Genomic DNA, 23,033 nt, shown 5'->3' on the forward strand with positions numbered 1-23,033 from the left:
ACTATGTGCTTACCGCTACCAGGTCACACTCGGGACTTTCACCCGTTAGAATTCACCCATGCCGGGCAAACTAAAGAAAACTTGGCAATTTACCAAGTTCTTTGTTCGTTTACTTGTACCTTTGCAAGGTGAATATGAGCAAATTGACTTAATAATGCACTTAATTTCTCAAATGATTGGATTTCTTTCGTCGTATAGATAATCGGTTCTACAGGTGCATCCATTGGCTCATGCAGAGTGTTTGTATAAGCTAATATCGATCTTACTTCAGTTGCTGTTTCCAGTGCAGAGGACAAAACCGTTACATGATCGCCAACTACTTCTTCAATGATGTCTTGAATAATAGGATAATGTGTACACCCAAGAATCAGCGTATCCATTTTGGCTTTATCTTGAAAGGGTTGCAAGCTCTCTTTTACGATTTTTTTAACTGCTTCGCCAGTGACATTTCCGTTTTCAATCATCGGAACAAATTTTGGACACGCTACACTCAACGATTCAATAGCCGGATTTAATATTTTCAGTGTATTTGCATAGGCGTCGCTTTTAACGGTATTCGTTGTTCCGATGACCCCAACCGCATTCGTTTTTGTTGATTGAACGGCCGCACGTGCTCCTGGTTCAATTACACCAATCACAGGAATGGATAATTTATCTCGTAAGTCATCTAATAAAATTGCTGTAGCTGTATTACAAGCAATGACTAGTAATTTAATATCATGCTGGGTTAAATAGTTGACTAATTCCCACGTGTATTGAACGACTTGTTCTTCTGTTTTTGTCCCATATGGACATCTTAATGTGTCTCCTAAGTATATAAATTGTTCATCTGGCAATTGACGATGTAATTCTGTTAATACAGTCAAACCGCCTATTCCTGAGTCAATTACCCCTATTGGTTTATTCATTCTAGTTGCCTCTCTCTAGTATAGGATTAATTTTGTTGTTCATGATCAATCATGACTTTGTATAACTGAGCCATGGAGTCATGTAGACAGTCGAATTCATCTTTTGAATGAGTTAATAAGATCTCTGACAAATAATCTTGTCGTTTTTGAATCACTTCAGTAATAATGTCTTTTCCCTTATCTAATAAATGTATTCGTACAACGCGACGATCTTTTGGGTCTCTAATTCGAACAATCAATTCATTTTTCTCCATTCGATCGACTAAATCCGTTGTTGTACTGAAAGCTAAATACATTTTCTTGGAGAGTTCACCAATCGTTAAATCGCCCAGTTCTCTTAACCATTGAAGGGCAATAAATTGTGGTGGTGTAATGGGATAGTTATTAAGAATCTCTCTTCCACGTTGTTTAACGATGTGTGATATGTATCGCAAACTTTTTTCCATCTCCATAATTTTTTGAGCATGCTCTGTCGAATTCACACAATCTCCTCCTGTCCGACTGCTCCATATAACTATTTTCAGTGTTTTTTATCCAAAATTCAAGTCTAAATGTACAAAACATCATTTTAAACGTATATAAGAGTTAATATCAGTATATAAAATAAAAATTTGATTAGTAATGAACTCTTTTTATTATTTTATGCATTTTCAATGAAATGGTCATCATATCTCTTCTTAAAATTCGTTGGATGGGTGTTGGGTAGGCGGCTCTCTAATCTTGTGGGGCGTGTTAAATGATTTTATCGGGTGGTTGAAACGCTGTGTCAAGCGGTTGGAACGCTTTGTCGAGCGGTTGGAACGCTTTGTCGGGCGGCTTAAACGTTCTGTCGAGTGGTTGGAACGCTTTGTCGGGCGGTTGGAACGCTTTGTCAGGCGGCTAGACCGCTTTGTCGGGCATGGAAACACTGAGTCTCGTGGCAGTCAGCATTCAATACACTACTCTCAATCGCGAAATCTAATTAAAACCATAATTAACTTTCTTCAAATGAACCCGTTCAACCAGCTAGTTTCGTCAAACAAGTTTAAATATAGAATAGCAATCAAAAACAAAACAATAAACCGGCAATTATGCCGGTTTACAATTTGATCTCTCCGATGCGGATTAACTCGACAACGGCTTGAGATCGCCCCTTAACTTGAAGTTTTTGAATCGTATTCGAAATATGATTTCTGACCGTTTTTTCAGAAATGAATAGCTGTTCTGCAATTTCTTTTGTTGTCCGATCCTGGACTAACAGCTCAAAAACTTCTCTTTCTCTTTTGGTTAATATATTACTGGCTCGATATTTGTCATTATTCAAGCGGCAACCCCTCCTCTGTGTAAGAAGTGAGCTACTTCTTCATCTGAGGAAATAAACTAGTCATCATACTTTATGAATAAGAAGGGGTTTCTGTTCGTAATTCTTATAATATATGCTCTTATACGGTTAATCTTTTGTTGATTCAATAATTTTTAATTGTTCTTCAGAAAACGGAGTTGATTTGCCTGTTTTTGCGTTAATTTGAACGACACGGCCTCTTCCAGTCAGACAAATATCACCCTTTTCGTCAGTAGCCATATAATGAATATCCATGGAACTGCGACCTAGTTGTTGGATCTTACAATATAGTTTAATGGTTTGACCAAAATACATTTGTTTCAAATAGTCACATTGTAAATCACTGACCACTGGTACATTTTCTACAGAACCGGTCAGTTCTCCAAAAATCTTATGTTCTTCAATGAATGATGTTCTTGCTTCTTCAAAATAAATAAACGTAGACACGTTGTTCACATGACCAAACATATCTGTTTCTGAAAAACGAACTTTAATGGGAATGTAATAAGTAAACTCTTTTTTCCATTCTTCAAAGTTTGGAATATAGGAAATTTGTTTCATTAATTTTTACACCTCATTTAATGATTTTACTAAAATGAATACTCATTCAGTTCTATTAAAAAATATAATGGTAGAAAAAAGGCCAACAAAATAAATTGTTGGCCCTTCCTTCACCATTAGTTGTGATAGTCACTTCCGAAGAAGCTCTTGAAAGAATGAATAGTAGCTTCACGGTTCACAGCTGCAATAGAAGTAGTCAAAGGAATTCCTTTTGGACAAACTTTTACGCAGTTTTGTGAGTTCCCACAGTCTTGAAGTCCGCCTTCTGTTAACAATGCATCCATGCGTTCAGCTTTATGCATCTCGCCTGTTGGATGAGCGTTGAATAAACGAACTTGAGATAATGGAGCAGGCCCAATGAAATCATTACGATCATTCACATTTGGACAAGCTTCTAAGCAAACACCACAAGTCATACATTTTGATAATTCGTATGCCCATTGACGCTTACTTTCAGCCATTCGTGGCCCTGGTCCTAAGTCGTATGTGCCATCAATCGGTACCCATGCTTTAACCTTTTTCAAGGAGTCAAACATACGGCTACGATCGACTGCCAAGTCACGTACAACAGGGAATGTTGTCATTGGTGCTAATTTAATTGGTTGTTCCAGCTTATCGACTAGTGCAGTACAAGATTGTTGTGGTTTTCCATTGATGACCATGGAACACGCACCACAAACCTCTTCTAAACAACCCATTTCCCAAAATACAGGTGTTGTTTTTTCACCTTTAGCATTCACAGGGTTTCTTCTGATTTCCATTAAAGCTGAAATTACGTTCATATTTTCACGATATGGAACTTCGAATTCTTCCTCATACGGCTTACCATCTGGATCATCTTGACGGGTAATGATCAACTTAATTGATTTCTTTTCTTCCGCCATTTTGAATTACCCCCTCTTCCATTTTGTAGTCCGTTCGACCTTACGATTTTGAGTAGTCACGTTTACGTGGCTCAATATAGGAAACATCTACTTCTTCATAAGAAAATTCTGGGGCATTTGTTTCTGGATTATAAGTAGCTTTAGTCGTTTTCAACCATTCTTCGTCATTACGCTCAGGGAATTCTGGTTTATAATGCGCTCCACGACTTTCGTTACGGTTATACGCTCCGATAGTGATTACACGTGCTAATTGTAACATATGATCCAACTGACGGATAAACATTGCTGTTTGGTTACTCCAACGGCTTGTATCATTGATGTTAATGTTTTTGGCACGTTCCATCAACTCTTGAATCTTCTTATCTGTTTCAAGTAGCTTGTCATTTTCACGAACAACAGTTACGTTTGCTGTCATCCACTCACCAAGTTCACGGTGAATATCATACGCATTTTCTGTACCCGTCGTCATGTTCATAATTTCATCAAAATAATCTTGCTCTTCTTTCAACTTCGCATCAAATAACTGAGAGCTCTGATCTGCTGCCAATGAATCTAATCCATTGATGTAATCAACTGCGTTTGGTCCAGCAACCATACCGCCATAGATACATGAAAGTAAGGAGTTTGCGCCTAAGCGGTTAGCACCGTGAATTGTAAAGTCACATTCACCGGCTGCAAATACACCAGGGATATTCGTCATTTGATCATCGCTCACCCATAGTCCACCCATTGAATAGTGAACAGCTGGGAAAATCTTCATTGGTACTTTACGAGGGTCTTCGCCAACGAATTTCTCGTAAATTTCAATAATTCCACCTAATTTAACATCTAGCTCTTTCGGATCTTTATGTGATAAATCAAGGTAAACCATGTTCTCGCCATTGATTCCAAGTTTTTGGTTTACGCAAACGTCAAAGATTTCGCGTGTCGCAATATCACGTGGAACCAGGTTACCATAAGCAGGGTATTTCTCTTCAAGGAAATACCATGGTTTTCCGTCTTTATATGTCCATACACGACCACCTTCACCACGAGCTGATTCACTCATTAAGCGAAGCTTGTCGTCTCCTGGAATTGCTGTTGGGTGAATTTGAATAAACTCACCGTTTGCATAATGTGCACCATGTAAGTATAAGCTAGTTGCGGCTGAACCAGTGTTAATGACAGAGTTGGTGGATTTACCAAAGATAATTCCAGGTCCTCCTGTTGCCATAATGGTAGCATCCGCTTTGAATACTTTGATTTCGTGGGACTGGATATTTTGAGCAACAATTCCTCTTGAAACACCATTCTCATCAATGACAGGTGACAAGAAGTCCCATCCTTCATATTTAGTCACGAGTCCGTTGACTTCATGTCGACGAACTTGCTCATCTAATGCATACATTAATTGTTGACCTGTTGTTGCGCCGGCAAAAGCTGTACGGTGATGTTGTGTTCCTCCAAAACGACGGAAATCCAACAAACCTTCTGGCGTACGGTTAAACATAACGCCCATACGGTCCATCATATGTATGATGCTTGGTGCTGCTTCACACATATCTTTAACCGGTTTTTGGTTTGCCAAGAAATCTCCACCATATACTGTATCGTCAAAGTGAATTGCTGGAGAATCTCCTTCACCTTTCGTGTCTACTGCACCGTTGATACCGCCTTGCGCACAAACAGAGTGGGAGCGTTTTACTGGAACAAGCGAAATCAAATCAACATGCACGCCTGCTTCAGCAGCTTTAATTGTAGCCATCAAGCCAGCTAAACCACCGCCAACAATAACGATATTTTTATTACTCATTGTGTTTGTTTCACTCCCTTATTATTGAACAGTTTAACGTGTTATGAAGCAAATGCGATTAGTGACGCGATTCCCATATAACCGAAAACGACAAATACGACTAGAACGACGTATGTCATAATCTTTTGGGATCTTGGTGTAATGATCAATCCCCAAGTAACAAAGAAAGACCATAGTCCATTCGCAAAGTGGAATACTGCTGAAAGGACACCAATTACATAGAACCAAAACATGAATGGTGATGATAAGATGCTCGCCATCATATCAAAGTTCACTTCAGTACCATAAATTGCGTTTGCTAAGCGTGTTTCCCAAACGTGCCATCCGATAAAAATAAGTGTAATGATTCCTGTAAGTCGTTGAAGCATGAACATCCAGTTACGGAACCACCCATACCTTCCTAGATTCATCTCAGATACAAAAGCGATATACACCCCATAAATTCCGTGGAAAAGAATCGGGATATAAATTAGCCCAAATTCCAAGACGATCCGAAGTGGCAAATTTTCCATAAAACCAGCAGCTGTATTAAAAGCTTCTTCACTATACGTGGAGAAGTGGTTGACTACCAAGTGCTGCATTAAAAATAAGCCAATTGGAATGACACCTAGCAATGAATGCAATCTACGCAAATTGTATTCGCGTTTTTCCTGATCCGCCATGTGTTACCCCCCTCATCTGATGAAAAATTGTTTTGAAAGAGTTTTCATACGACTCCCTAATAAAGTTACATGACAAGTTCAATTGTACTTCTAGGATGAAAAAGCGTCAAGAAAACTTGTCATTATTTTGACATGTAACGACAAGTTAATTGTCCTCTTCTTCCAATTCCAATTCCATGTTCTCTTGCTGAATATAATAATGACGAATATTTTCAGCAATATGATCGGGGATTCCAAGCTTTGTAAACGCTTCTTTTTCAGCTTGCTTAATTTTATCAATCGAACCAAAATGCTGTAACAACATCCGTTTTCTCTTTGGCCCAATTCCTTCAATTTCATCCAGACTAGACTGAATCGTCGACTTCCCTCTTACCTTACGATGAAATGTAATCGCAAAACGGTGAACTTCATCTTGGATACGCTGAATCAAGTAAAACGGTTGTTCATTTCGTTTGAGGGGTACCGGTTCAGGTGGATTCCCATATAATAATTCACTCGTTTTATGCTTGTCGTTTTTCGCAATTCCGCATAAAGGGATGCTCAAGCCTAACTCGTCTTCTAGTACGTCTAAAGCAGCCGACATCTGACCTTTTCCGCCGTCCACTAAAATTAAATCTGGAAGCGGTAATTTATCTTTCAACACGCGTGTATACCTTCTCCGAACGACTTCTCGCATTGTTTCATAATCATCCGGTTTTTCGACTGTTTTCACTTTGTATTTACGATAATCACTTTTTTTCGGTCGTCCGTCAATAAACGTAACCATTGCAGATACAGGATCTGTACCTTGAATATTGGAGTTGTCGAACGCTTCAATTCGATGTGGTGTTTCAATATTCAAGTATTCACCGAGCTCTTCGACAGCTTTAATCGTTCGATTTTCATCTTGTTCGATTAAAGAAAATTTCTCTTGTAAAGCAATTTGCGCATTTTCCATAGCCAAATCAGCAAGCTTTTTCTTCTGCCCTCTAAATGGTGTCTTTGCTCGGACATCTAAATATTCACCAATTAAATCGGCATCAGTACCAATCGGAAGATAAATTTCTTTCGGTTTTATATGATTTGAATGGGAATAAAATCGTGCAATATAACTAGTAAATGCTTCATCTGGATCTGTATAAAACGGAAATAAAGAAACATCACGTTCGATTAACTTCCCTTGTCGAATAAAGAATACTTGGATACACATCCAACCTTTATCGTATGCGTAGCCAAAAACATCTCTCTCCGTTAAGTCACCTAACTGCATCGTCTGCTTTTCCATGACCGATTCAATATGATCAATTAAATCACGGTATTCCTTCGCTTTTTCGAAGTCCAGGTTTTCAGAGAATGCATGCATTTTTTCTTTCAGTTCTTGCTTAATTTCTTTATGGCCGCCATTCAAAAATGTAGTGATTTTTTGGACAATTTCTTGGTTTGTTTCTTTACTAACCGGTAATTCACATGGACCTAAACATTGATTGATATGATAATACAAACAAACTTTTTTTGGCATGACATTACATTTCCGGAGTGGATAGAGTCGGTCTAAGAGTTTTTTCGTTTCTCTTGCTGCATAAACGTTTGTGTAGGGACCAAAGTATTTCCCTTTATCCTTCTTTACTTTTCGTGTCACGATCAATCGAGGGTGTTGTTCATTTGTAATTTTTAAAAATGGATACGACTTATCATCTTTTAGCATGACGTTATACTTCGGGTCATACTTTTTTACTAAGTTCATCTCTAGAATCAAAGCTTCCATTTCAGAAGATGTAACGATATATTCAAAGTCGACGATTTCATTTACAAGCCGCTGGGTCTTCAAATCATGTGCTCCGGTAAAATACGAGCGCACACGATTTTTAAGTAGTTTGGATTTCCCTACGTAAATGACTTCATCTTTATTGTTTTTCATTAAGTAGCATCCCGGCTTATCTGGAAGGACGGCTAACTTTTCTTGAATATTTTTATGCATATATGTACACCTCGATCAGTTTCTTTGTTCCTAGAGGAAGCATGTTAAAAAAGGCAAGAGCTAACTCAATGAGTCAGCCCTTACCCTATGATTTATGCATTTTTTGTAACGAATTCTTTTAAAGCATCTTTTGGTTGGTAACCATGTGCTTGATCTACTTGCTCACCGTCTTTAAATAGAATCAACGTTGGAATACTCATGACACCAAATTTTTGAGCTGTTTCTTGGTTTTCATCAACATCAAGTTTGACGATTTTTACCTCATCTCCCATTTCGGAGTCTAACTCTTCCAATACAGGAGCGATCATTTTACATGGACCACACCAAGTAGCCCAAAAGTCTACTAGCACGGTACCTTCAGATACTTCTTCGTTAAATGTTTGATCAGTTGCATTTACAATAGCCATTTTCTATTCCTCCTAACATTTCAAATTCAAACTAAGTATATCATGGCGTTATTCATTACTTCCAATACTTTGTTTATAAGTCGTCTGTGTGCATGTGTAAACGGTGACTAGTAGTTATTTTTACTGGAATTAGTAAAATGAAGTCTGATTGGGAGAGTAGCCTAAAAAGCTAGGAAGCTTGATTATTTTGTCGGGCGGCTCGACGCATTTGTCGGGCGGCTTGACGCGGTTGTCGGGTGGCTCGGCGCATTTGTCGGGCGGCTCGACGCGTTTGACGGACAGCTTGCACGACACGTTTAAGACCAAGAGTTGCTTTCCTATCAAAAAACCGGCTATATTCCCCTAAAGGAATTAGCCGGTTTTGACTTTAAATAATATTAACCTTTTAGCGCTTTAATTTCTTCCGTCAATGCTGGTACGACATCGAATAGATCTCCGACAATACCATAGTCAGCAACGTTGAAGATATTAGCTTCAGGGTCTTTGTTAATCGCAACGATAACTTTTGAGTTAGACATTCCTGCTAAGTGCTGGATTGCACCTGAAATACCGACTGCGATGTACAGGTCAGGTGTTACAACCTTACCAGTTTGTCCAATTTGAAGTGAATAGTCACAGTAGCCAGCGTCAGCTGCTCCACGAGAAGCACCTACAGCTCCGCCTAATACATCTGCTAATTCATACAATGGATCGAATCCTTCTGCACTTTTCACACCACGTCCACCTGCAACGATAATGTTAGCCTCTGACAAATCAACACCTTCAGAAGCCTTACGAATGACTTCTTTAATTACCGTGCGAAGGTTTTGAACATCTACTTCTACTTTTTGAACATCACCAGAGCGGGATTCGTCTTTTTCAAGCGGTGCAATGTTATTCGGACGAATGGTAATGAATGTCTTACCATTTGTAATGACTTTTTTCTCGAAGGCTTTACCTGAATAAATTGGTCGGATGAATTTTACATCATCTCCACTTCCTTCGATTTCCGTCACATCAGAGATTAATCCACTGTCCAATTTACTTGCAATTCGTGGTGACAAGTCTTTTCCTTCTGAGGTATGTCCCATAACAATGCCGTCTGGGTCTTCTTGCTCGATGACAGCCATTGCTGCTTGTACATATCCATCAGAAGTATAGTTTTTCAAGTTTTCATGCTGCACGACAACCGCTCGGTCCGCACCATATTGAATTAATTCCTGTCCAAGAGACTCAAGGTCCCCGTCGCCTAAAACGGCTGCTACAACTTCACTATTTTCATCGATTTGGCGAGCAGCTGCAATATTTTCAAATGAAACGTTACGCAACTCTCCGTCTCGAACTTCACTAATTACTAAATATTTCCCCATTGCTATTCTCCTTTCTGCACCTGTTGATTAAAGTACTTTTGCTTCAGTTTTTAATAAAGAAATAAGCTCTTTTACTTGCTCGTCTGTTTCTCCTTCTAACACTTTTCCTGCTTCTTTTTCAGGTGGAAGGAAAACTTCGACAGTTTCAGTTGCCGCTTCAACATCATCTTCATCTAAATCAAGATCGTCGATTTCAAGTTCTTCTAACGGTTTTTTCTTCGCTTTCATAATCCCCGGTAAGGATGGGTAACGCGGTTCGTTCAAACCTTGTTGGCAAGTAACGAGTAGTGGTAGTGATGTTTCCACTTTTTCAACGTCACCTTCTACGTCCTTGTCAATTTTCACAGTATCTCCATCGATTTCAAGCGATGTAATCGTCGTTACATATGGAATATCTAGCTTAGCAGCTAATCGTGGACCTACTTGACCACTCGCTTCATCAATCGCAACGTTACCAGCTAGAATAAGATCGACCTCTTTGTCTTCAAAGTATGCTTCCAAGATTCTTGTAGTCGTGACTTGGTCGCCCTCTTCAATGTCGTCTTCTGTGTTAATTAGAACAGCTTTATCTGCTCCCATGGCTAGCGCTGTACGTAACTGTGACTCAGAATCTTCGTCACCGATTGTTACAACAGTCACTTCACCGCCGTGTTCATCACGGACTTTAATTGCTTCTTCAATGGCATACTCGTCATATGGATTAATGATAAACTCAGCACCATCTGTATCGATTTTTCCACCATTGATTTGAATTTTTTCTTCTGTATCAAATGTTTTTTTCATCAGAACATAAATGTTCATTGGATTACCTCCTTCATTCTACTGGTCTTTGAAATTTGGTTTTCTCTTTTCGATGAAAGCTTGAATTCCTTCTTTTGCATCTTCATTACCAAACACTTTGCCAAACTCTTCTGCCTCTCGTTTCACACCTTCTTTAAACTGAGAAGTCTGAGTGAATGGTACTAACTTCATAACAGCATTGATCGAAGGGCCACTTTTTGTTGCGAATTTTTTTGCTAGATTCATAGAAAATTCTTCTAATGAATCCTCATACACAGCATGATTTGCGAGACCTAATGTTGCAGCTTCTTCGCCAGAGATTGGCTCTCCACTTAAAATCATTTCATAAGCTTTGGCCATACCTACATGCTGCGGCAAACGTTGTGTCCCCGCAAAGCCTGGTATAATGCCAAGATTCAACTCTGGCAACCCGAGTTTAGCACTCTTGGTGACAATGCGAACGTGGCAGGACATCGCCAGTTCGAGTCCGCCTCCCAAGGCAGCTCCGTGGATTGATGCAATGACCGGAATCTTAAATTTTTCAATTCTCCGGAATAAATTTTGACCTTGACTGGAAAGATCCTCGTAATCGTCGGCATTTTGTAAGGATGTAAATTCTTTAATGTCTGCACCGGCTGAGAAAAACTTGCCTTCGCCTTGAATGACTACCGTTTTGATCGTGGAATCATTTTCGACATCATCCAGCGCAGTCGCTAAATCTTTTAAAATCTGGGACGATAATGCATTAGCTGGTGGACTTTGAATGGTAACGGTTGCAATATTTTCTTTTTTCGTTAAAGAGAGTGCATCCATTTACTCAACCCCTTTACGTATGTTTTTTTAAGCCGTTGGAAATAAGGAAATGTACATCCTTTGCCTGTTTTTTCAAATCGTAGCGTTGATCCTGCATCACCCAATTGGTCACTACCTCATCAAGCATACCAAAAATCATCTGTCGAACCAACTTAATATTCAGATGATTGTGGAATATTTTTTCTTCCACTCCACTTTTGATAATTGAGTCAATAATGTGTAGATAGCCTTTCAGCACATCATTAATTTGCGCGCGTAATCGTTTATCGGATTGTCTTAATTCCAATTGGGTAACGACGGCTAGATGAGGATCTTCTGATAGTTGTCGAAAATGCGTATCAATTAATGCAAATAGTTTTTCATCTGCTCCCTCATCATTTTCAGTCGCTTTACGGATCCGCTCAATGAAGTTACCCATTTTCTCTTGAAATAAAGAGATGAGTAGATCTTCTTTATTTTTGAAATAAAGATAGATGGTTCCATCGGCTACCCCAGCTTTTTTAGCGATTTTTGATACTTGGGAACGGTGGTAGCCATTTTCTGCAATGACTTCCACCGCCGCATCTAATATTTGATTGTATTTTGGTTTTTCACTCTTCATAAATTCTGACTCCCTAGAATGAATGAATGGTCATTCACCTTTAATCATATAAATAAATCGTATTGCTGTCAACTACGATGCGACATTTTCAAACAATTAGTTTAATTTTTCTCTTTCCTCATCGACTAACTTACGTCGTAAGATTTTTCCGACAGCTGTTTTAGGTAATTCTGTACGGAATTCGTACATTCTAGGAACTTTGAAGGCCGCGAGATTTTCACGACAAAACGTATTTAATTCCTTCTCTGACACATCATATCCATCTTTCAATACAATATATGCTTTAACAGTTTCTCCACGATAAGGATCTGGTACTCCAGCTACTACCGCTTCTTGAATAGCTTCATGCTCATAAAGAACTTCTTCCACTTCTCTTGGATAAATATTAAATCCACCTGCAATAATCATATCCTTTTTTCGATCGACGACATAGAAATATCCATCCTCATCCATTTTACCCATATCACCTGTAAGGAGCCAGCCATCTTTTAAAGTCTTCGCTGTATCCTCTTCCCGATTCCAATAGCCTTTCATAACTTGTGGTCCTTTTACAGCTATTTCTCCGACTTCTCCTACTGGCATTTCTTCCATTGTTTCAGCATTGACAATTTTGGAATCCGTATCTGGCCAAGGTATACCAATAGTTCCTGAGCGTCTATTTTCCCAAACTAAATTGGCATGTGTCACAGGAGAGGTCTCTGTTAGTCCATATCCTTCAACTAATCGACCACCCGTAACCTTTTCGAATCGTTGTTGAACCTCACTTGGTAATGGAGCTGAACCACTAATGCACGCTTCAACAGAAGAAAGATCATACTTGTTCAACTTTGGATGATTGAGAAGTCCAATATAAATTGTCGGGGCACCCGGGAACATCGTTGGTCGCTCTTTTTGGATGGTTTTCAACACAGTATCGACATCAAATTTCGGGATAAGTATCATTTTCTGAGCCATCATGATCGATAAGTTCATTACAGTCGTCATCCCATAAACGTGGAAAAACGGCAAAATTCCAAGAATGCTTTCTTTCGCATACTCCGTTTTATATAACCAGTTCGAACACATTTGTGTGTTGGATACTAAATTGTAGTGTGTAAGCATTACCCCTTTAGGATAACCCGTCGTTCCACCAGTGTATTGTAACAAAGCCAAGTCTTCCACAGGGTCAATCTCAACAGGTGTATAATCCGTCGTGGAATCATCCATTACTTTTGTCCAAACATGCGTATCACCTGAATGCTCAGGTTTAACTACCATATTGTATTCACGTTTTTGAATGAATGGATAAATTAAGTTTTTCGGAAATGGTAAATAATCCTTGATACCGGTTACAATAATGTGTTCGATATCTGTTTCTGGCTTCACAGTCGTTGTTCTCGGCAACAAAATATCTAAACAAACGATAAATTTCGCGCCAGAGTCCTTCATTTGATATTCTAATTCACGTTCTGTGTACAATGGGTTTGTTTGCACAACAGTTGCTCCACCAAGCAATGCACCATAATAAGCAATTACTGCTTGCGGTGTATTCGGAAGCATGATAGCAACTCGATCATCCTTCTCTAACCCTAATGATTGTAAATAGGATGCGAATTTTCTTGCTGAATCGTAAACTTCTTGAAACGATAATTCTGTCCCCATAAAATGAACGGCAATTTTATCAGGAAAACGACTCGCAGATTCTTCCAAATATTCATGAAGTGGTCTTTTGTCGTATTCCATCGTTGGTGAAACTTGTTCTGGATAATGTTTAAACCATGGTTTCACTACGTCTACCCCCATAAATGATTCCTCCTTATTTTTCATCTTACCTTTATTATATACATTATTTCCGGAAATTTAAAATAGAATTTAAAATTGTCTGAAAATAAGTGAATGAATATTCATCTGTTCTTATTTAAATAACCTATATGTAAATGCTCCTAGTAGAAAAATGCTTATACAATAGTGCGGTTCCGGTGGATTAACTTTTAGCATGTTTCTAAATCCAAAAGGTTATGATAATGTAATAATAAGAAAATTCTAGAAATGAAGATTTCATTTGAAAGTAGGTATTGTTATGTGGATTATATTAGGTCTTATTGCTGTAGTAGCTACACTTATAAATATCTATATGTACATAGCTGGAAGAGATTATAAGCTTGCTATGGCAATTGGATTATCATTTACAGCATTTACTTTATGTTCAGAATACAGCCTTGTAGCTCAATGGGTAAAAGCGGAAGATTGGGCAGCTTTATCGGATGTAGTCTCAGGTATGGAAAGTGTGCTATGGCTATTAACGATTGCTTCAATTTTACTAAATATAAGCCCTATATTTCTTGAACGATTAAAAAATGACGCCCATTAGCCTGGACGTCATTGATTCATCAATTCATCACCATAAATACAACCCCGATAATCATAAACAAAACCGCCACAACAACTAACACTTTTGCTAATGTTTCCATGTCTAATCTCCTTGTTGTTCTATTTAAGCGAAAGGATTGTCACACCACTTCCACCTTCATTTGGATGACCTAAATGATAGCTTTTGATTGACCGATGATTTCGAGCGAATGCATGGACACCCTTCATTAACGCTCCGGTCCCTTTTCCATGAATAATTGATACTTGATGGTATCCTGCCAATAGGGCATCATCTAGATATTTTTCCAACCGATGTAGGGCATCCTCGTATCTTTCACCTCTTAAATCCAATTCTGTCTTCACGTGACTTTGTCTCCCGCGAACAGTAGCCATTGGCGTCGTCTTTTGCTCTTTTTCTTTTCGTTTAATGAGCTGTAATTGTTTTTTTGGTACCTTCATTTTCATAATTCCGAGCTGAACTTCATACTCATTGTCATTCAATTGAGAGACAATATGACCTTTTTGGTTGAAGGAAGATACATGAACTTCGTCGCCTGATTCAAATACGTCTGGTTGGTCTGTTGTCTCCATCTGTTGTTTTTGATCGGTCTCTTGTAAAGCTTCTTTTTGGTCCGAAATTTTCTTCCGGGCGTCAATTAATTGGTGTTCTTTGATTTCTGCTGAACTTTTCATTTGTCGAAGTTCTTGTAAAATTGATTCCGCTTCTTGTTCTGCCTGATCAACAATCTTCTGGGCCTTTTTCTTAGCCGCTTCTTGGTAATCCTCTTTCTTTGCTAAGTAGCGGTCATATTCCCGTTTCAATTCTTCACGTAGTCTCTCGGATTCTTGTAAAATTTCTTCCGCTTCTTCAAAGTCTTTCTCAGCTTGCTTTCTGGACGTCTCCAATGAAGCAATCATATTTTCTACAGATCGGCTATCCTCGTGAATCATCGTTTTTGCTTGTTCGATAATTTCTGGCTTCAAACCGATTCTTCCAGAAATCTCAAAAGCATTACTTCGACCCGGTACACCGATCAGTAATCGATAGGTAGGTTGTAATGTCTCCACGTCAAATTCAACGGAAGCATTGATGACTTGCTCTCGATTATATCCGTATGCTTTTAGTTCCGGATAATGGGTTGTCGCAATGACTCTGGCGTTAAAGTTGACGACATAGTCCAAAATGGACATGGCAAGACCTGCACCTTCTTGAGGGTCTGTACCTGCACCGAGCTCATCGAACAGGACCAACGAATTCGAATTAAACCGCTCAATAATGGATGCGATATTCGTCATATGACTGGAAAACGTACTTAAATTTTGCTCAATGGATTGCTCATCACCTATATCCGCAAACACGTGGTCAAATACAGCAAGCTGACAGCCATCAAGCGCAGGGACTTGCAAACCCGATTGGGCCATTAATGTACATAATCCTACCAGTTTTAATGTAACTGTCTTACCGCCCGTATTTGGACCAGTAATTAATATTGCACGATAGTCTTTTCCGATTTCGATATCATTACTGACCACTTTATTTTCAGGAATGAGTGGATGTCGAGCTTGGACCATTTTAATGTAACCGTCATGGTTCATTTCAGGTTTTGCTGCACGAATTTGCTGAGCATACTTCGCTTTAGCAAATAAGAAATCAATTTTTTGTAAAATATCCCCATTATGCTCTAACGGTTCCGCGTCTTGCTGAACTAATTCCGTTAACCGAGTCAAAATCCGTTCAATCTCTTGTTGTTCTTCCACCTTTGAAGCTTGCAACTTATTATTTAACTCAACGACCGCTTGTGGTTCGATAAATAGCGTCTGACCGGAGGAGGATGAATCGTGAACAATGCCACCAAAACTTCCTCGATGTTCGGATTTAACTGGAAGAACGTAGCGATCATTTCTAATCGTGACAATGGCATCTGATAACTTACTGCTAGAAGTTCGGGTATACCCTTCCAGTCGGTCACGTATACTGCTCTCCGACGAGCGGATTTGGCTACGTATTCTTCTTAGGGTTTGCGAAGCACTATCGATCACTTTGCCATCTTGATCGATGCACATATGAATCTCTTTCTCGAGGTTACTAAGCGGTTCAATTTGTTCAACTAAATTGATTAGAACCGGCGTATCCACTTCTTCTATATCTTGAACAAATATTTTCACCCGTTTACTCCCGCGCAATGTATCCGAAATCTCGAGCAGTTCTGTCGCACTCAACATTCCACCGATTTTAGCACGTTTTGTACTTCCACGAAGGTCATGAATACCACCTAATGGCATATGCCCTTGTGTTCGTAAAACTTGAACCGCTTCATCCGTTTCGTTTTGCCATCGAATGACTTCTTCAAAATCAGCTGAAGGCATTAACTTTGCAGCCGCTTCTTTTCCGCGATTTGTTTCCGCATGATCCACGATTTGCTTGATCAATTTTGGGAATTCAAGTTGTTTCATTATTTTTTGATCCATTACGCTTCACCTTTTTTCATTTTCAAAAATGATTGTAACTCCTCTGGGGTCCATGTATTGACTACTGTATGTTTTTCGATCCACCCTTTTCGAGCAGCCTTCACACCAATTGCCATATCATCGAGCATTTGATAGCTATGTGCATCTGTGTTGATCGCAATCCGTGCACCTTTTTCTTGTGCTTTTCGAAGTTCCGTCCAATGTAAGTCCAATCGGTTTGGGTTCGCATTCAGTTCGATAATCGTATTAGTTTCGACGGCCCAGTCAATGAACGTATTGATGTCTAATGCATAGCCTTCACGTCGTCCAATCAATCGTCCAGTCGGGTGAGCAATCATATCCACATATGGACTTTCCATAGCGGTCCGCATCCGCTTCATAATTTGTTCTTCTGTTTGATTAAAACTTGAATGAATCGATGCGATGACAAAATCCATTTCTTTTAAAAACTCGTCTGTAAAATCCAACATTCCATCTGGCAAAATATCCATCTCTACACCACAAAATATCTTAATCTCTGGATATTTCTCTTGGACTTCTTCAATTTTTTCGCGCTGTTGACGAAGTCGCTCTTCATCTAATCCATCTGCTACACGCAAAAACTTTGAGTGGTCTGTAATGGCTATAAATTGATAGCCTTTTTCGATATTCTTCTTGACCATTTCTTCGATCGATTGTGCGCCATCGCTCCAAGTCGTGTGCATGTGTAAGTCGCCTTTTACATCATCCAATTCAATCAATTTCGGAGATTGATTTACAGAAACTTCTTCACCTGTTTCACGTACTTCTGGTGGTAAATAAGGGACATCCAAAAACTCAAAAAATGCTCGTTCCGAATCAAATGTATGAATCTTTCCAGTCTCTTCTTCCTCGACTCCATATTCACTGATTTTCAAGCCTTTTTGCTTTGCTAATCTTCTCATTTCCACATTATGATCTTTGGACCCAGTGAAATGATGGAGTGTTGTGTAATACTCATTCGGTGCTACGAGACGAAAATCAACTGAAACATCCCATCTTGATTCTATTATTACCGTCACCTTCGTTTCTCCATGTGCAACAATTTCTTTTGCCATCGGTAACTGAACCAACGTGTCAGCTACTTGCTTTGGATTCGTCGTTGCGATAATATAATCCAAATCTTTTATCGTTTCACGGAGACGTCTCATACTGCCCGCTATTGAGTATTGTTCAATGCCGTCTATTTTTTCCAACTCGTCTTCAATCAGTTGTGGTAATACTAAAACATCAGAAAGAGGTAAACGCTCTGGACGTTTACCGATATCGTCTAATGCTTGTACTATTTTTTCAACGGATTTTTTTCCAAACCCACTTAACTTTTCTACTTCACCATTTTCACAAGCTTTACGTAATGTCACTGCATCAACTACACCGAGTTCTTTATAGAGCTTTGCCAGCTTTTTTCCACCTAACCCTTGTAGTTCTAATAATGGGATCAGGCCTTCAGGCACTTCTTCTTTCAATTCATTCAGCGTTTCCGTTTCACCTGTTTCGATGAATTCCATGATTACCGCATTGGTACCTTTACCGATACCATCCATTTTTGAAAAATCGTCAATCTCATCCAATGAATGTTCACTACGTTCCAATGCTTGTGCAGCTTTCCGATAAGCAGATATTTTAAATGGATTTTCACCTTTTAATTCCAAATAAATAGCAATCGTTTCCAAATGTTTAATGACTTTCTTTTTATCCATATAGAGCACTCCTACTCAGCAATTATTCATTCAATGACTGAAAAGAAAAGAGGCCAACTCGCATTGAGTGAACCTCTTCATTCGTTCATTCAGGAAATATTCGTTCTTTCAATTGCTCAGTCAAAACAGGTGTATGTTCAATCATAAATCCGGCAATTACGGAGTTTTGTATGAGATTTTGAATCATCTCTACCGAAACGAGCGACAAAATGAATAAGATCACGAATAATATTAGATACATCTCAATAAATCCTAGTATGGCACCCAATAGATTATTCACACTATGTAAAATCGGTAGGTTGGCTACAAAATCCAGTAAGTTCGCAATGATTTGCATGACGATCTTCACTAAGACAAATATCGCGAAAAAAGCTAACCCATTATAGAATGAGTTTTCTAGTATTGTAGAGTTTAACAATGCACCCCAAAATTGGTCTGTAGAAAAATCCGGATATGGAATCCATAATTCGATTTTGCCAGCTAACTGTTTGTAATATAAAACAGAGACGATAAATGCAACGATAAAACCGACAATGTGAAGGACTTGCATGACGAGCCCGCGTTTTAAACCAATTAAAAAACCAAAAATCAATAAAATCAATAATAAAATATCCAACATGTTACCTTTGATCCTCTTTCCGTCTATTTCCACGATTCACTCGGTTCAATAGTTCGTTATGTTCTTGTTTGAGTTTCAAGTAATCATTCATCGTATTCAAAGCTGTTAATACAGCTAATTGGGATGTATCCAATGAAGGCTTTGCGTATTGAATTTCATCCATTTTTTGGTCAACCAAGCTTGCTACCATTTTGATATGTTCTGAGGATTCTTGGCCAACAATGGTATATTTTTTCTTGTGAATTTCCACTGTTAATTTCGTTTGATTAGAACCATCCATTCAGTAGCCTCCTCCCGCGTTATTCTACTCCATATAGTAACACGTTTACATATCGCTTGGAAAGTACATTTACTTCCTGCGAATGTGAGTATCGCGTGATATACTAGGAGAAAATATGCTAATCCATAAAGGAGTTCTATTTTCATGGCACACGCTGTAGTAAAAGTAAACCAATCAATCATTCAACAGATGCAAAATACATACCAGTCGAATATTCTTCCAAAAACACCCCCTCACGCACATTTTTCGGCAAAGGTGAACGGATGCACCATCACGGCGTATCAGTCTGGAAAAGTGGTATTTCAGGGGAATGAAGCTGAGAAAGAAGCGAGCCGTTGGGGAAAAGCTGAAACCAATGACAAAAAGAAAAAGAATAAGACAAATCGAAGTCTTCCCGCTTTTTTAAACGATTCACATATGGGATCTGATGAGGCAGGAACAGGCGATTATTTCGGTCCCATTACTGTCGCTTGCGTTTTCGCTACCAAAAAACAACAAGAGCTGTTAAGAGAACTAGGCGTCCGCGATTCCAAAACCTTATCCGATGACACCATTCGATCGGTCATGAAAGACGTCTTATTAACCGATATTGTTTTTAGTTCCGTTGTTCTCGATAATCCGAGGTATAACCAATTGAAATCCAAAGGCTGGTCTCAAGTGAAAATGAAAGCTTGGATGCACCACCATGCGATACAAAACGTCCGAAAGAAATTAGGCAATTCATCTTTTGAAGGAACCGTTGTCGATCAGTTTTGTGAACCATCTACCTTTCATAAAGCCGTACGAGAAACAGGTGAGCAATCATTTGATGATTTGACATTCATGACAAAAGCAGAGAGTTATTCGACGCCAGTAGCTGCAGCTTCCATGCTAGCTCGCTATCGCTTTTTACAAGAGATCGATCGTATATCTGAAAAGGTTGGATTTTCGATTCAAAAAGGTGCTTCCAACATTGTCGACAAGCAAATTGCCCGATTGATCAAGCAAAAAGGTACCGGATATTTAGATCAAATCGCCAAAACGCATTTTGCCAACACACAGAAGGGTAAAAAGCTTTTGTAGGGGGATTTTCATTGGATGTACGTGAAGTTCAAAAAAATGATGCAGAAGCACTTATTCATTTGATCAAAGCAGTCGAGGATCACTCGAGATATATGCTTTTGGAACCGGGAGAAAGAAAGGTTTCCATTGATCAACAGCGAAATATGATTAGACAATTAGATGACCATTCAACCATTTTGGTTGCTGAAAAAGAGCAAGATCTACTTAGAAATTTAATGGTATTCGGTGGTAAAGCAAAACGGAATAAACATAGCGCCTATATTGTCATCGGGATTCATTCAAATCACCGTGGCCTAGGTATTGGTCGTTTATTATTTAAGGAAATGGAAGACTGGGCAAGAGATCGTGATATTCATCGATTGGAACTGACGGTTGTCAAAGAGAATATAGCAAGTGTTTCTCTCTATAAGAAGATGGGCTTTGAAATTGAAGGAACAAAAAGAAATTCTTTGTTGATTAACGGTCGATACGTGGATGCGTATTATATGTCAAGATTGATTTAATGATGGGAGAAGTTGAATAGACGTTCTGTTCAACTTCTTTTTCATGAATCTAAAAAAAAGATTGCTATCACTAACTAATTCGACTATAATCTAATTAGTTATCTATCTAATTAAGAGGTGTTTATATGCAACTGAACCGGATTGTCCGTTTTCACAAAGCCGTTGGTGATAAGACTCGTCTACGGATTATTGCCTTATTAAAGAATAGTCCGCTACATGGGCAAGCCATTGCAGGGAAATTGGGATTGACTCCACCAACCATTTCACACCATTTAACCAAGTTGAAAGAAATCGATATCGTCTATCAACGACGTGATAAAAATACAATCTATTTTCATTTGAACGAAGATAAATTAAACCGATTGGCCAGTGCCATCATGAAATTAGGAGATGATGAAATGAACAATGAATTAGAAGTGAGTGACGAAGAAAAATATAAGATTCTCAATAACTTCAAGGATTCAGAAGGTAAATTACGATCTATTCCTGCCCAGTTGAAAAAACGTTTGATTATCTTGGAACATATGGTTGAGGGGCTGGAACCCGGCAAGGTATATCCAGAGAAAGAAATCAACGAATACATTAAACAATTTCATGACGACTTTGCAACCATTCGAAGAGAAATGATTATGCACCACTTTATGTCACGGGAAAATGGAAATTATGAGTTGAATCCACGTGAATTATGGCTGATTTAAATCAGCTTTATTTTTCGGAAACTAATTAGATAGATATAAAATTAGATGTTTTCAAAATGAGGTTTTCGGTATGAAAAATTGGCGTGTTTGGAAAATGGAAAAGAATTATCAATTATTGTTTTTCTCTAATCTATTCAATGGAATGGGTAATCGGTTCACACAGGTTGCCTTGTTAGCATTAATTTACCAATATACCCAATCGGGATTCGCCTTAGGTCTCCTCTTTTTCGTACGACTCATTCCCTTTTTGATCATGGCCCCTATTGGTGGAATGTTGGCGGATCGCTTTTCCAAAAGGTCAATCCTACTATTCGTTGAAACAATCAGGGTACCGATTGTGCTGACTCTACTATTTGCCGAAAGTGCGGAACAATTATGGATTGTGTATGTCAGTTCATTTGGATTAGCGCTTGGCGAGGCGATTTACGCACCTACCCGAAAAGCTACCATCCCTGCACTCGTTCAGCAGGGACATTTGGTTCATATCAATTCGATTGAGCAAATCAGCATGGGTCTTGTCTTAGTCATCGGTTCATCATTAGGAGGATTAATTTCTTTCCTGTTTGGGATGAATTCAGCTTTTCTAATGAATGCACTTTGTTTTCTCGTGTCGATTTTCTTTCTGGCAAACGTTCAGGAGCCAAACGTGGAAATTTCGCATCAAACAGAGAGAATACCTCGTAGCTCTTATCGAATGTTTTTCAAATCCAAGCTGCTCATTATTTTTATCATTATTTCGTTTACGATGCCGATTGCCAATGGAGTCGATAATGTATTAATGAGCATTTATGCACTTGATGTGTTTTCAATGGCCGACCTTGGCGTTGGATTGATCTATGCTTGTCTAGGAATTGGATTTATTTTGAGTTCATTTTCATCAAACTTCATCAAGAAAAGATTAGTTTTCGTCATCATTTTATTTATTGCATTCGAGGGTCTCGGGCATATTTTTCTCAGTTTAGCCCCATCTTTTCTAACTGCACTATTGACGGTGATCTTCATAACATTCACCGGTGGAATCAGCGATATCGGCTTGAATACCTTGATTATGAAATCCGTACCAAGACACAAACAAGGTACGTTCTTCGGTTTGACCGAAATGATTACTAATGTAACATTAGGGATTATGATGGCAGTTGGTGGCCTATTTTTGGAATTTGCTGATCCTAGATTATTAGGAGCGGTTGTTGGTATGCTATATATCCTTTTTACATGTATCTACTGGATGATGTTTAAAAAGGTTGATTTTTACAAGGAGAAAAGAAGATTATTTTCATTATTTAATTGAGTATTACGCGAG

Annotated in this window: 24 protein-coding genes; 6 read left to right on the forward strand and 18 right to left on the reverse strand. The window is 38.7% G+C overall.

What is annotated here, in order from left to right:
* Positions 1-89: 89 nt before the first annotated feature.
* Positions 90-908 (reverse strand): glutamate racemase, encoded by an 819-nt coding sequence (racE, locus tag KC820_RS08655; RefSeq protein ID WP_212370273.1) that lies wholly within the window; start codon positions 906-908, stop codon positions 90-92.
* Between the two features lie 26 nt (positions 909-934).
* The gene (locus tag KC820_RS08660) at positions 935-1,360 is read right to left on the reverse strand and encodes a MarR family winged helix-turn-helix transcriptional regulator (protein ID WP_212370343.1); all 426 of its coding nucleotides are present in this window, start codon (positions 1,358-1,360) and stop codon (positions 935-937) included.
* A 268-nt stretch (positions 1,361-1,628) separates the two neighbouring features.
* Here KC820_RS08660 and KC820_RS08665 point away from each other — a divergent pair, with 268 nt between their 5' ends.
* Complete coding sequence (locus KC820_RS08665) at positions 1,629-1,997, forward strand: nucleotidyl transferase family protein (protein ID WP_212370275.1); 369 nt, start codon at positions 1,629-1,631, stop codon at positions 1,995-1,997.
* Here KC820_RS08665 and KC820_RS08670 read toward each other — a convergent pair.
* The 12 genes from KC820_RS08670 to KC820_RS08725 all read right to left on the reverse strand — a co-directional run bounded on the left by KC820_RS08670 (position 1,987) and on the right by KC820_RS08725 (position 13,817).
* Complete coding sequence (locus KC820_RS08670) at positions 1,987-2,211, reverse strand: helix-turn-helix domain-containing protein (protein WP_144088024.1); 225 nt, start codon at positions 2,209-2,211, stop codon at positions 1,987-1,989. The genes KC820_RS08665 and KC820_RS08670 overlap by 11 nt on opposite strands.
* Positions 2,212-2,337: 126 nt before the next feature.
* Positions 2,338-2,790 (reverse strand): acyl-CoA thioesterase, encoded by a 453-nt coding sequence (locus tag KC820_RS08675; protein WP_212370277.1) that lies wholly within the window; start codon positions 2,788-2,790, stop codon positions 2,338-2,340.
* 116 nt (positions 2,791-2,906) lie between these two features.
* Positions 2,907-3,674: a succinate dehydrogenase iron-sulfur subunit gene (gene sdhB, locus KC820_RS08680; RefSeq protein ID WP_212370278.1), complete on the reverse strand. Its 768-nt coding sequence runs from the start codon at positions 3,672-3,674 to the stop codon at positions 2,907-2,909.
* Positions 3,675-3,714: 40 nt separating this feature from the next.
* Entirely contained in the window at positions 3,715-5,466 is a 1,752-nt protein-coding gene (sdhA, locus tag KC820_RS08685; protein ID WP_212370280.1) for a succinate dehydrogenase flavoprotein subunit, read from the reverse strand.
* A gap of 41 nt (positions 5,467-5,507) precedes the next feature.
* A complete protein-coding gene (locus KC820_RS08690) occupies positions 5,508-6,128 on the reverse strand; it encodes a succinate dehydrogenase cytochrome b558 subunit (RefSeq protein ID WP_144088028.1) in 621 nt (206 codons plus the stop codon).
* A gap of 145 nt (positions 6,129-6,273) precedes the next feature.
* Positions 6,274-8,085 (reverse strand): excinuclease ABC subunit UvrC, encoded by a 1,812-nt coding sequence (gene uvrC / locus KC820_RS08695; protein ID WP_212370281.1) that lies wholly within the window; start codon positions 8,083-8,085, stop codon positions 6,274-6,276.
* A 92-nt stretch (positions 8,086-8,177) separates the two neighbouring features.
* Complete coding sequence (trxA, locus tag KC820_RS08700; RefSeq protein ID WP_212370283.1) at positions 8,178-8,492, reverse strand: thioredoxin; 315 nt, start codon at positions 8,490-8,492, stop codon at positions 8,178-8,180.
* 377 nt (positions 8,493-8,869) lie between these two features.
* Positions 8,870-9,841, reverse strand: coding sequence for an electron transfer flavoprotein subunit alpha/FixB family protein (locus KC820_RS08705; RefSeq protein ID WP_212370285.1), 972 nt, complete (start codon positions 9,839-9,841; stop codon positions 8,870-8,872).
* Between the two features lie 27 nt (positions 9,842-9,868).
* Positions 9,869-10,642 (reverse strand): electron transfer flavoprotein subunit beta/FixA family protein, encoded by a 774-nt coding sequence (locus KC820_RS08710; protein WP_212370286.1) that lies wholly within the window; start codon positions 10,640-10,642, stop codon positions 9,869-9,871.
* A gap of 18 nt (positions 10,643-10,660) precedes the next feature.
* Entirely contained in the window at positions 10,661-11,434 is a 774-nt protein-coding gene (locus tag KC820_RS08715; RefSeq protein ID WP_212370287.1) for an enoyl-CoA hydratase, read from the reverse strand.
* 13 nt (positions 11,435-11,447) lie between these two features.
* The gene (locus tag KC820_RS08720; RefSeq protein WP_212370288.1) at positions 11,448-12,035 is read right to left on the reverse strand and encodes a TetR/AcrR family transcriptional regulator; all 588 of its coding nucleotides are present in this window, start codon (positions 12,033-12,035) and stop codon (positions 11,448-11,450) included.
* A 96-nt stretch (positions 12,036-12,131) separates the two neighbouring features.
* Complete coding sequence (locus KC820_RS08725; protein ID WP_212370289.1) at positions 12,132-13,817, reverse strand: long-chain-fatty-acid--CoA ligase; 1,686 nt, start codon at positions 13,815-13,817, stop codon at positions 12,132-12,134.
* Positions 13,818-14,094: 277 nt separating this feature from the next.
* Between KC820_RS08725 and KC820_RS08730 the strand changes: the two genes are divergently transcribed.
* Positions 14,095-14,385 carry a hypothetical protein gene (locus KC820_RS08730; protein ID WP_212370345.1) on the forward strand — a complete coding sequence of 97 codons (291 nt, stop codon included), beginning with the start codon at positions 14,095-14,097 and terminating at the stop codon, positions 14,383-14,385.
* A 119-nt stretch (positions 14,386-14,504) separates the two neighbouring features.
* On the opposite strand, the gene KC820_RS08735 is transcribed toward KC820_RS08730, so the two are convergent.
* From KC820_RS08735 to zapA, 4 genes are all read right to left on the reverse strand, one after another.
* Positions 14,505-16,853: an endonuclease MutS2 gene (locus KC820_RS08735; protein WP_212370290.1), complete on the reverse strand. Its 2,349-nt coding sequence runs from the start codon at positions 16,851-16,853 to the stop codon at positions 14,505-14,507.
* On the reverse strand, positions 16,853-18,571 hold the full coding sequence (polX, locus tag KC820_RS08740; RefSeq protein ID WP_212370291.1) for a DNA polymerase/3'-5' exonuclease PolX: 1,719 nt from the start codon (positions 18,569-18,571) through the stop codon (positions 16,853-16,855). The genes KC820_RS08735 and polX overlap by 1 nt, the downstream gene beginning before the upstream one ends.
* Positions 18,572-18,656: 85 nt before the next feature.
* Positions 18,657-19,190 (reverse strand): CvpA family protein, encoded by a 534-nt coding sequence (locus tag KC820_RS08745; protein ID WP_212370293.1) that lies wholly within the window; start codon positions 19,188-19,190, stop codon positions 18,657-18,659.
* Between the two features lies 1 nt (position 19,191).
* Positions 19,192-19,470: a cell division protein ZapA gene (gene zapA / locus KC820_RS08750; protein ID WP_212370295.1), complete on the reverse strand. Its 279-nt coding sequence runs from the start codon at positions 19,468-19,470 to the stop codon at positions 19,192-19,194.
* A gap of 144 nt (positions 19,471-19,614) precedes the next feature.
* Between zapA and rnhC the strand changes: the two genes are divergently transcribed.
* The 4 genes from rnhC to KC820_RS08770 all read left to right on the forward strand — a co-directional run bounded on the left by rnhC (position 19,615) and on the right by KC820_RS08770 (position 23,021).
* Positions 19,615-20,532, forward strand: a complete 918-nt coding sequence (rnhC, locus tag KC820_RS08755) for a ribonuclease HIII (protein ID WP_212370297.1) — start codon at positions 19,615-19,617, stop codon at positions 20,530-20,532.
* Positions 20,533-20,543: 11 nt separating this feature from the next.
* Positions 20,544-21,035 carry a GNAT family N-acetyltransferase gene (locus tag KC820_RS08760; protein ID WP_212370299.1) on the forward strand — a complete coding sequence of 164 codons (492 nt, stop codon included), beginning with the start codon at positions 20,544-20,546 and terminating at the stop codon, positions 21,033-21,035.
* A gap of 125 nt (positions 21,036-21,160) precedes the next feature.
* Positions 21,161-21,733, forward strand: coding sequence for a DUF2087 domain-containing protein (locus KC820_RS08765; RefSeq protein ID WP_212370302.1), 573 nt, complete (start codon positions 21,161-21,163; stop codon positions 21,731-21,733).
* 70 nt (positions 21,734-21,803) lie between these two features.
* Positions 21,804-23,021 (forward strand): MFS transporter, encoded by a 1,218-nt coding sequence (locus tag KC820_RS08770; RefSeq protein WP_212370304.1) that lies wholly within the window; start codon positions 21,804-21,806, stop codon positions 23,019-23,021.
* Positions 23,022-23,033: the final 12 nt, after the last annotated feature.

Origin of the sequence: Allobacillus saliphilus, assembly GCF_018138385.1 — a bacterium.
GTDB classification, from domain to species: domain Bacteria; phylum Bacillota; class Bacilli; order Bacillales; family Alkalibacillaceae; genus Allobacillus; species Allobacillus saliphilus.

Excerpts from the sequence above, each read along its gene's own strand:
- KC820_RS08730 (WP_212370345.1), top strand. The coding sequence starts at position 14,095 with ATGTGGATTATATTAGGTCTTATTGCTGTAGTAGCTACACTTATAAAT.
- KC820_RS08710 (WP_212370286.1), bottom strand. The coding sequence starts at position 10,642 with ATGAACATTTATGTTCTGATGAAAAAAACATTTGATACAGAAGAAAAA.
- uvrC (WP_212370281.1), bottom strand. The coding sequence starts at position 8,085 with ATGCATAAAAATATTCAAGAAAAGTTAGCCGTCCTTCCAGATAAGCCG.
- zapA (WP_212370295.1), bottom strand. The coding sequence starts at position 19,470 with ATGGATGGTTCTAATCAAACGAAATTAACAGTGGAAATTCACAAGAAA.
- KC820_RS08720 (WP_212370288.1), bottom strand. The coding sequence starts at position 12,035 with ATGAAGAGTGAAAAACCAAAATACAATCAAATATTAGATGCGGCGGTG.
- KC820_RS08725 (WP_212370289.1), bottom strand. The coding sequence starts at position 13,817 with ATGGGGGTAGACGTAGTGAAACCATGGTTTAAACATTATCCAGAACAA.
- KC820_RS08735 (WP_212370290.1), bottom strand. The coding sequence starts at position 16,853 with ATGGATCAAAAAATAATGAAACAACTTGAATTCCCAAAATTGATCAAG.
- sdhA (WP_212370280.1), bottom strand. The coding sequence starts at position 5,466 with ATGAGTAATAAAAATATCGTTATTGTTGGCGGTGGTTTAGCTGGCTTG.
- polX (WP_212370291.1), bottom strand. The coding sequence starts at position 18,571 with ATGGATAAAAAGAAAGTCATTAAACATTTGGAAACGATTGCTATTTAT.
- rnhC (WP_212370297.1), top strand. The coding sequence starts at position 19,615 with ATGGCACACGCTGTAGTAAAAGTAAACCAATCAATCATTCAACAGATG.
- KC820_RS08715 (WP_212370287.1), bottom strand. The coding sequence starts at position 11,434 with ATGGATGCACTCTCTTTAACGAAAAAAGAAAATATTGCAACCGTTACC.
- sdhB (WP_212370278.1), bottom strand. The coding sequence starts at position 3,674 with ATGGCGGAAGAAAAGAAATCAATTAAGTTGATCATTACCCGTCAAGAT.
- KC820_RS08690 (WP_144088028.1), bottom strand. The coding sequence starts at position 6,128 with ATGGCGGATCAGGAAAAACGCGAATACAATTTGCGTAGATTGCATTCA.
- KC820_RS08770 (WP_212370304.1), top strand. The coding sequence starts at position 21,804 with ATGAAAAATTGGCGTGTTTGGAAAATGGAAAAGAATTATCAATTATTG.
- KC820_RS08705 (WP_212370285.1), bottom strand. The coding sequence starts at position 9,841 with ATGGGGAAATATTTAGTAATTAGTGAAGTTCGAGACGGAGAGTTGCGT.
- KC820_RS08675 (WP_212370277.1), bottom strand. The coding sequence starts at position 2,790 with ATGAAACAAATTTCCTATATTCCAAACTTTGAAGAATGGAAAAAAGAG.
- KC820_RS08765 (WP_212370302.1), top strand. The coding sequence starts at position 21,161 with ATGCAACTGAACCGGATTGTCCGTTTTCACAAAGCCGTTGGTGATAAG.
- KC820_RS08745 (WP_212370293.1), bottom strand. The coding sequence starts at position 19,190 with ATGTTGGATATTTTATTATTGATTTTATTGATTTTTGGTTTTTTAATT.
- trxA (WP_212370283.1), bottom strand. The coding sequence starts at position 8,492 with ATGGCTATTGTAAATGCAACTGATCAAACATTTAACGAAGAAGTATCT.
- racE (WP_212370273.1), bottom strand. The coding sequence starts at position 908 with ATGAATAAACCAATAGGGGTAATTGACTCAGGAATAGGCGGTTTGACT.
- KC820_RS08660 (WP_212370343.1), bottom strand. The coding sequence starts at position 1,360 with ATGGAGATGGAAAAAAGTTTGCGATACATATCACACATCGTTAAACAA.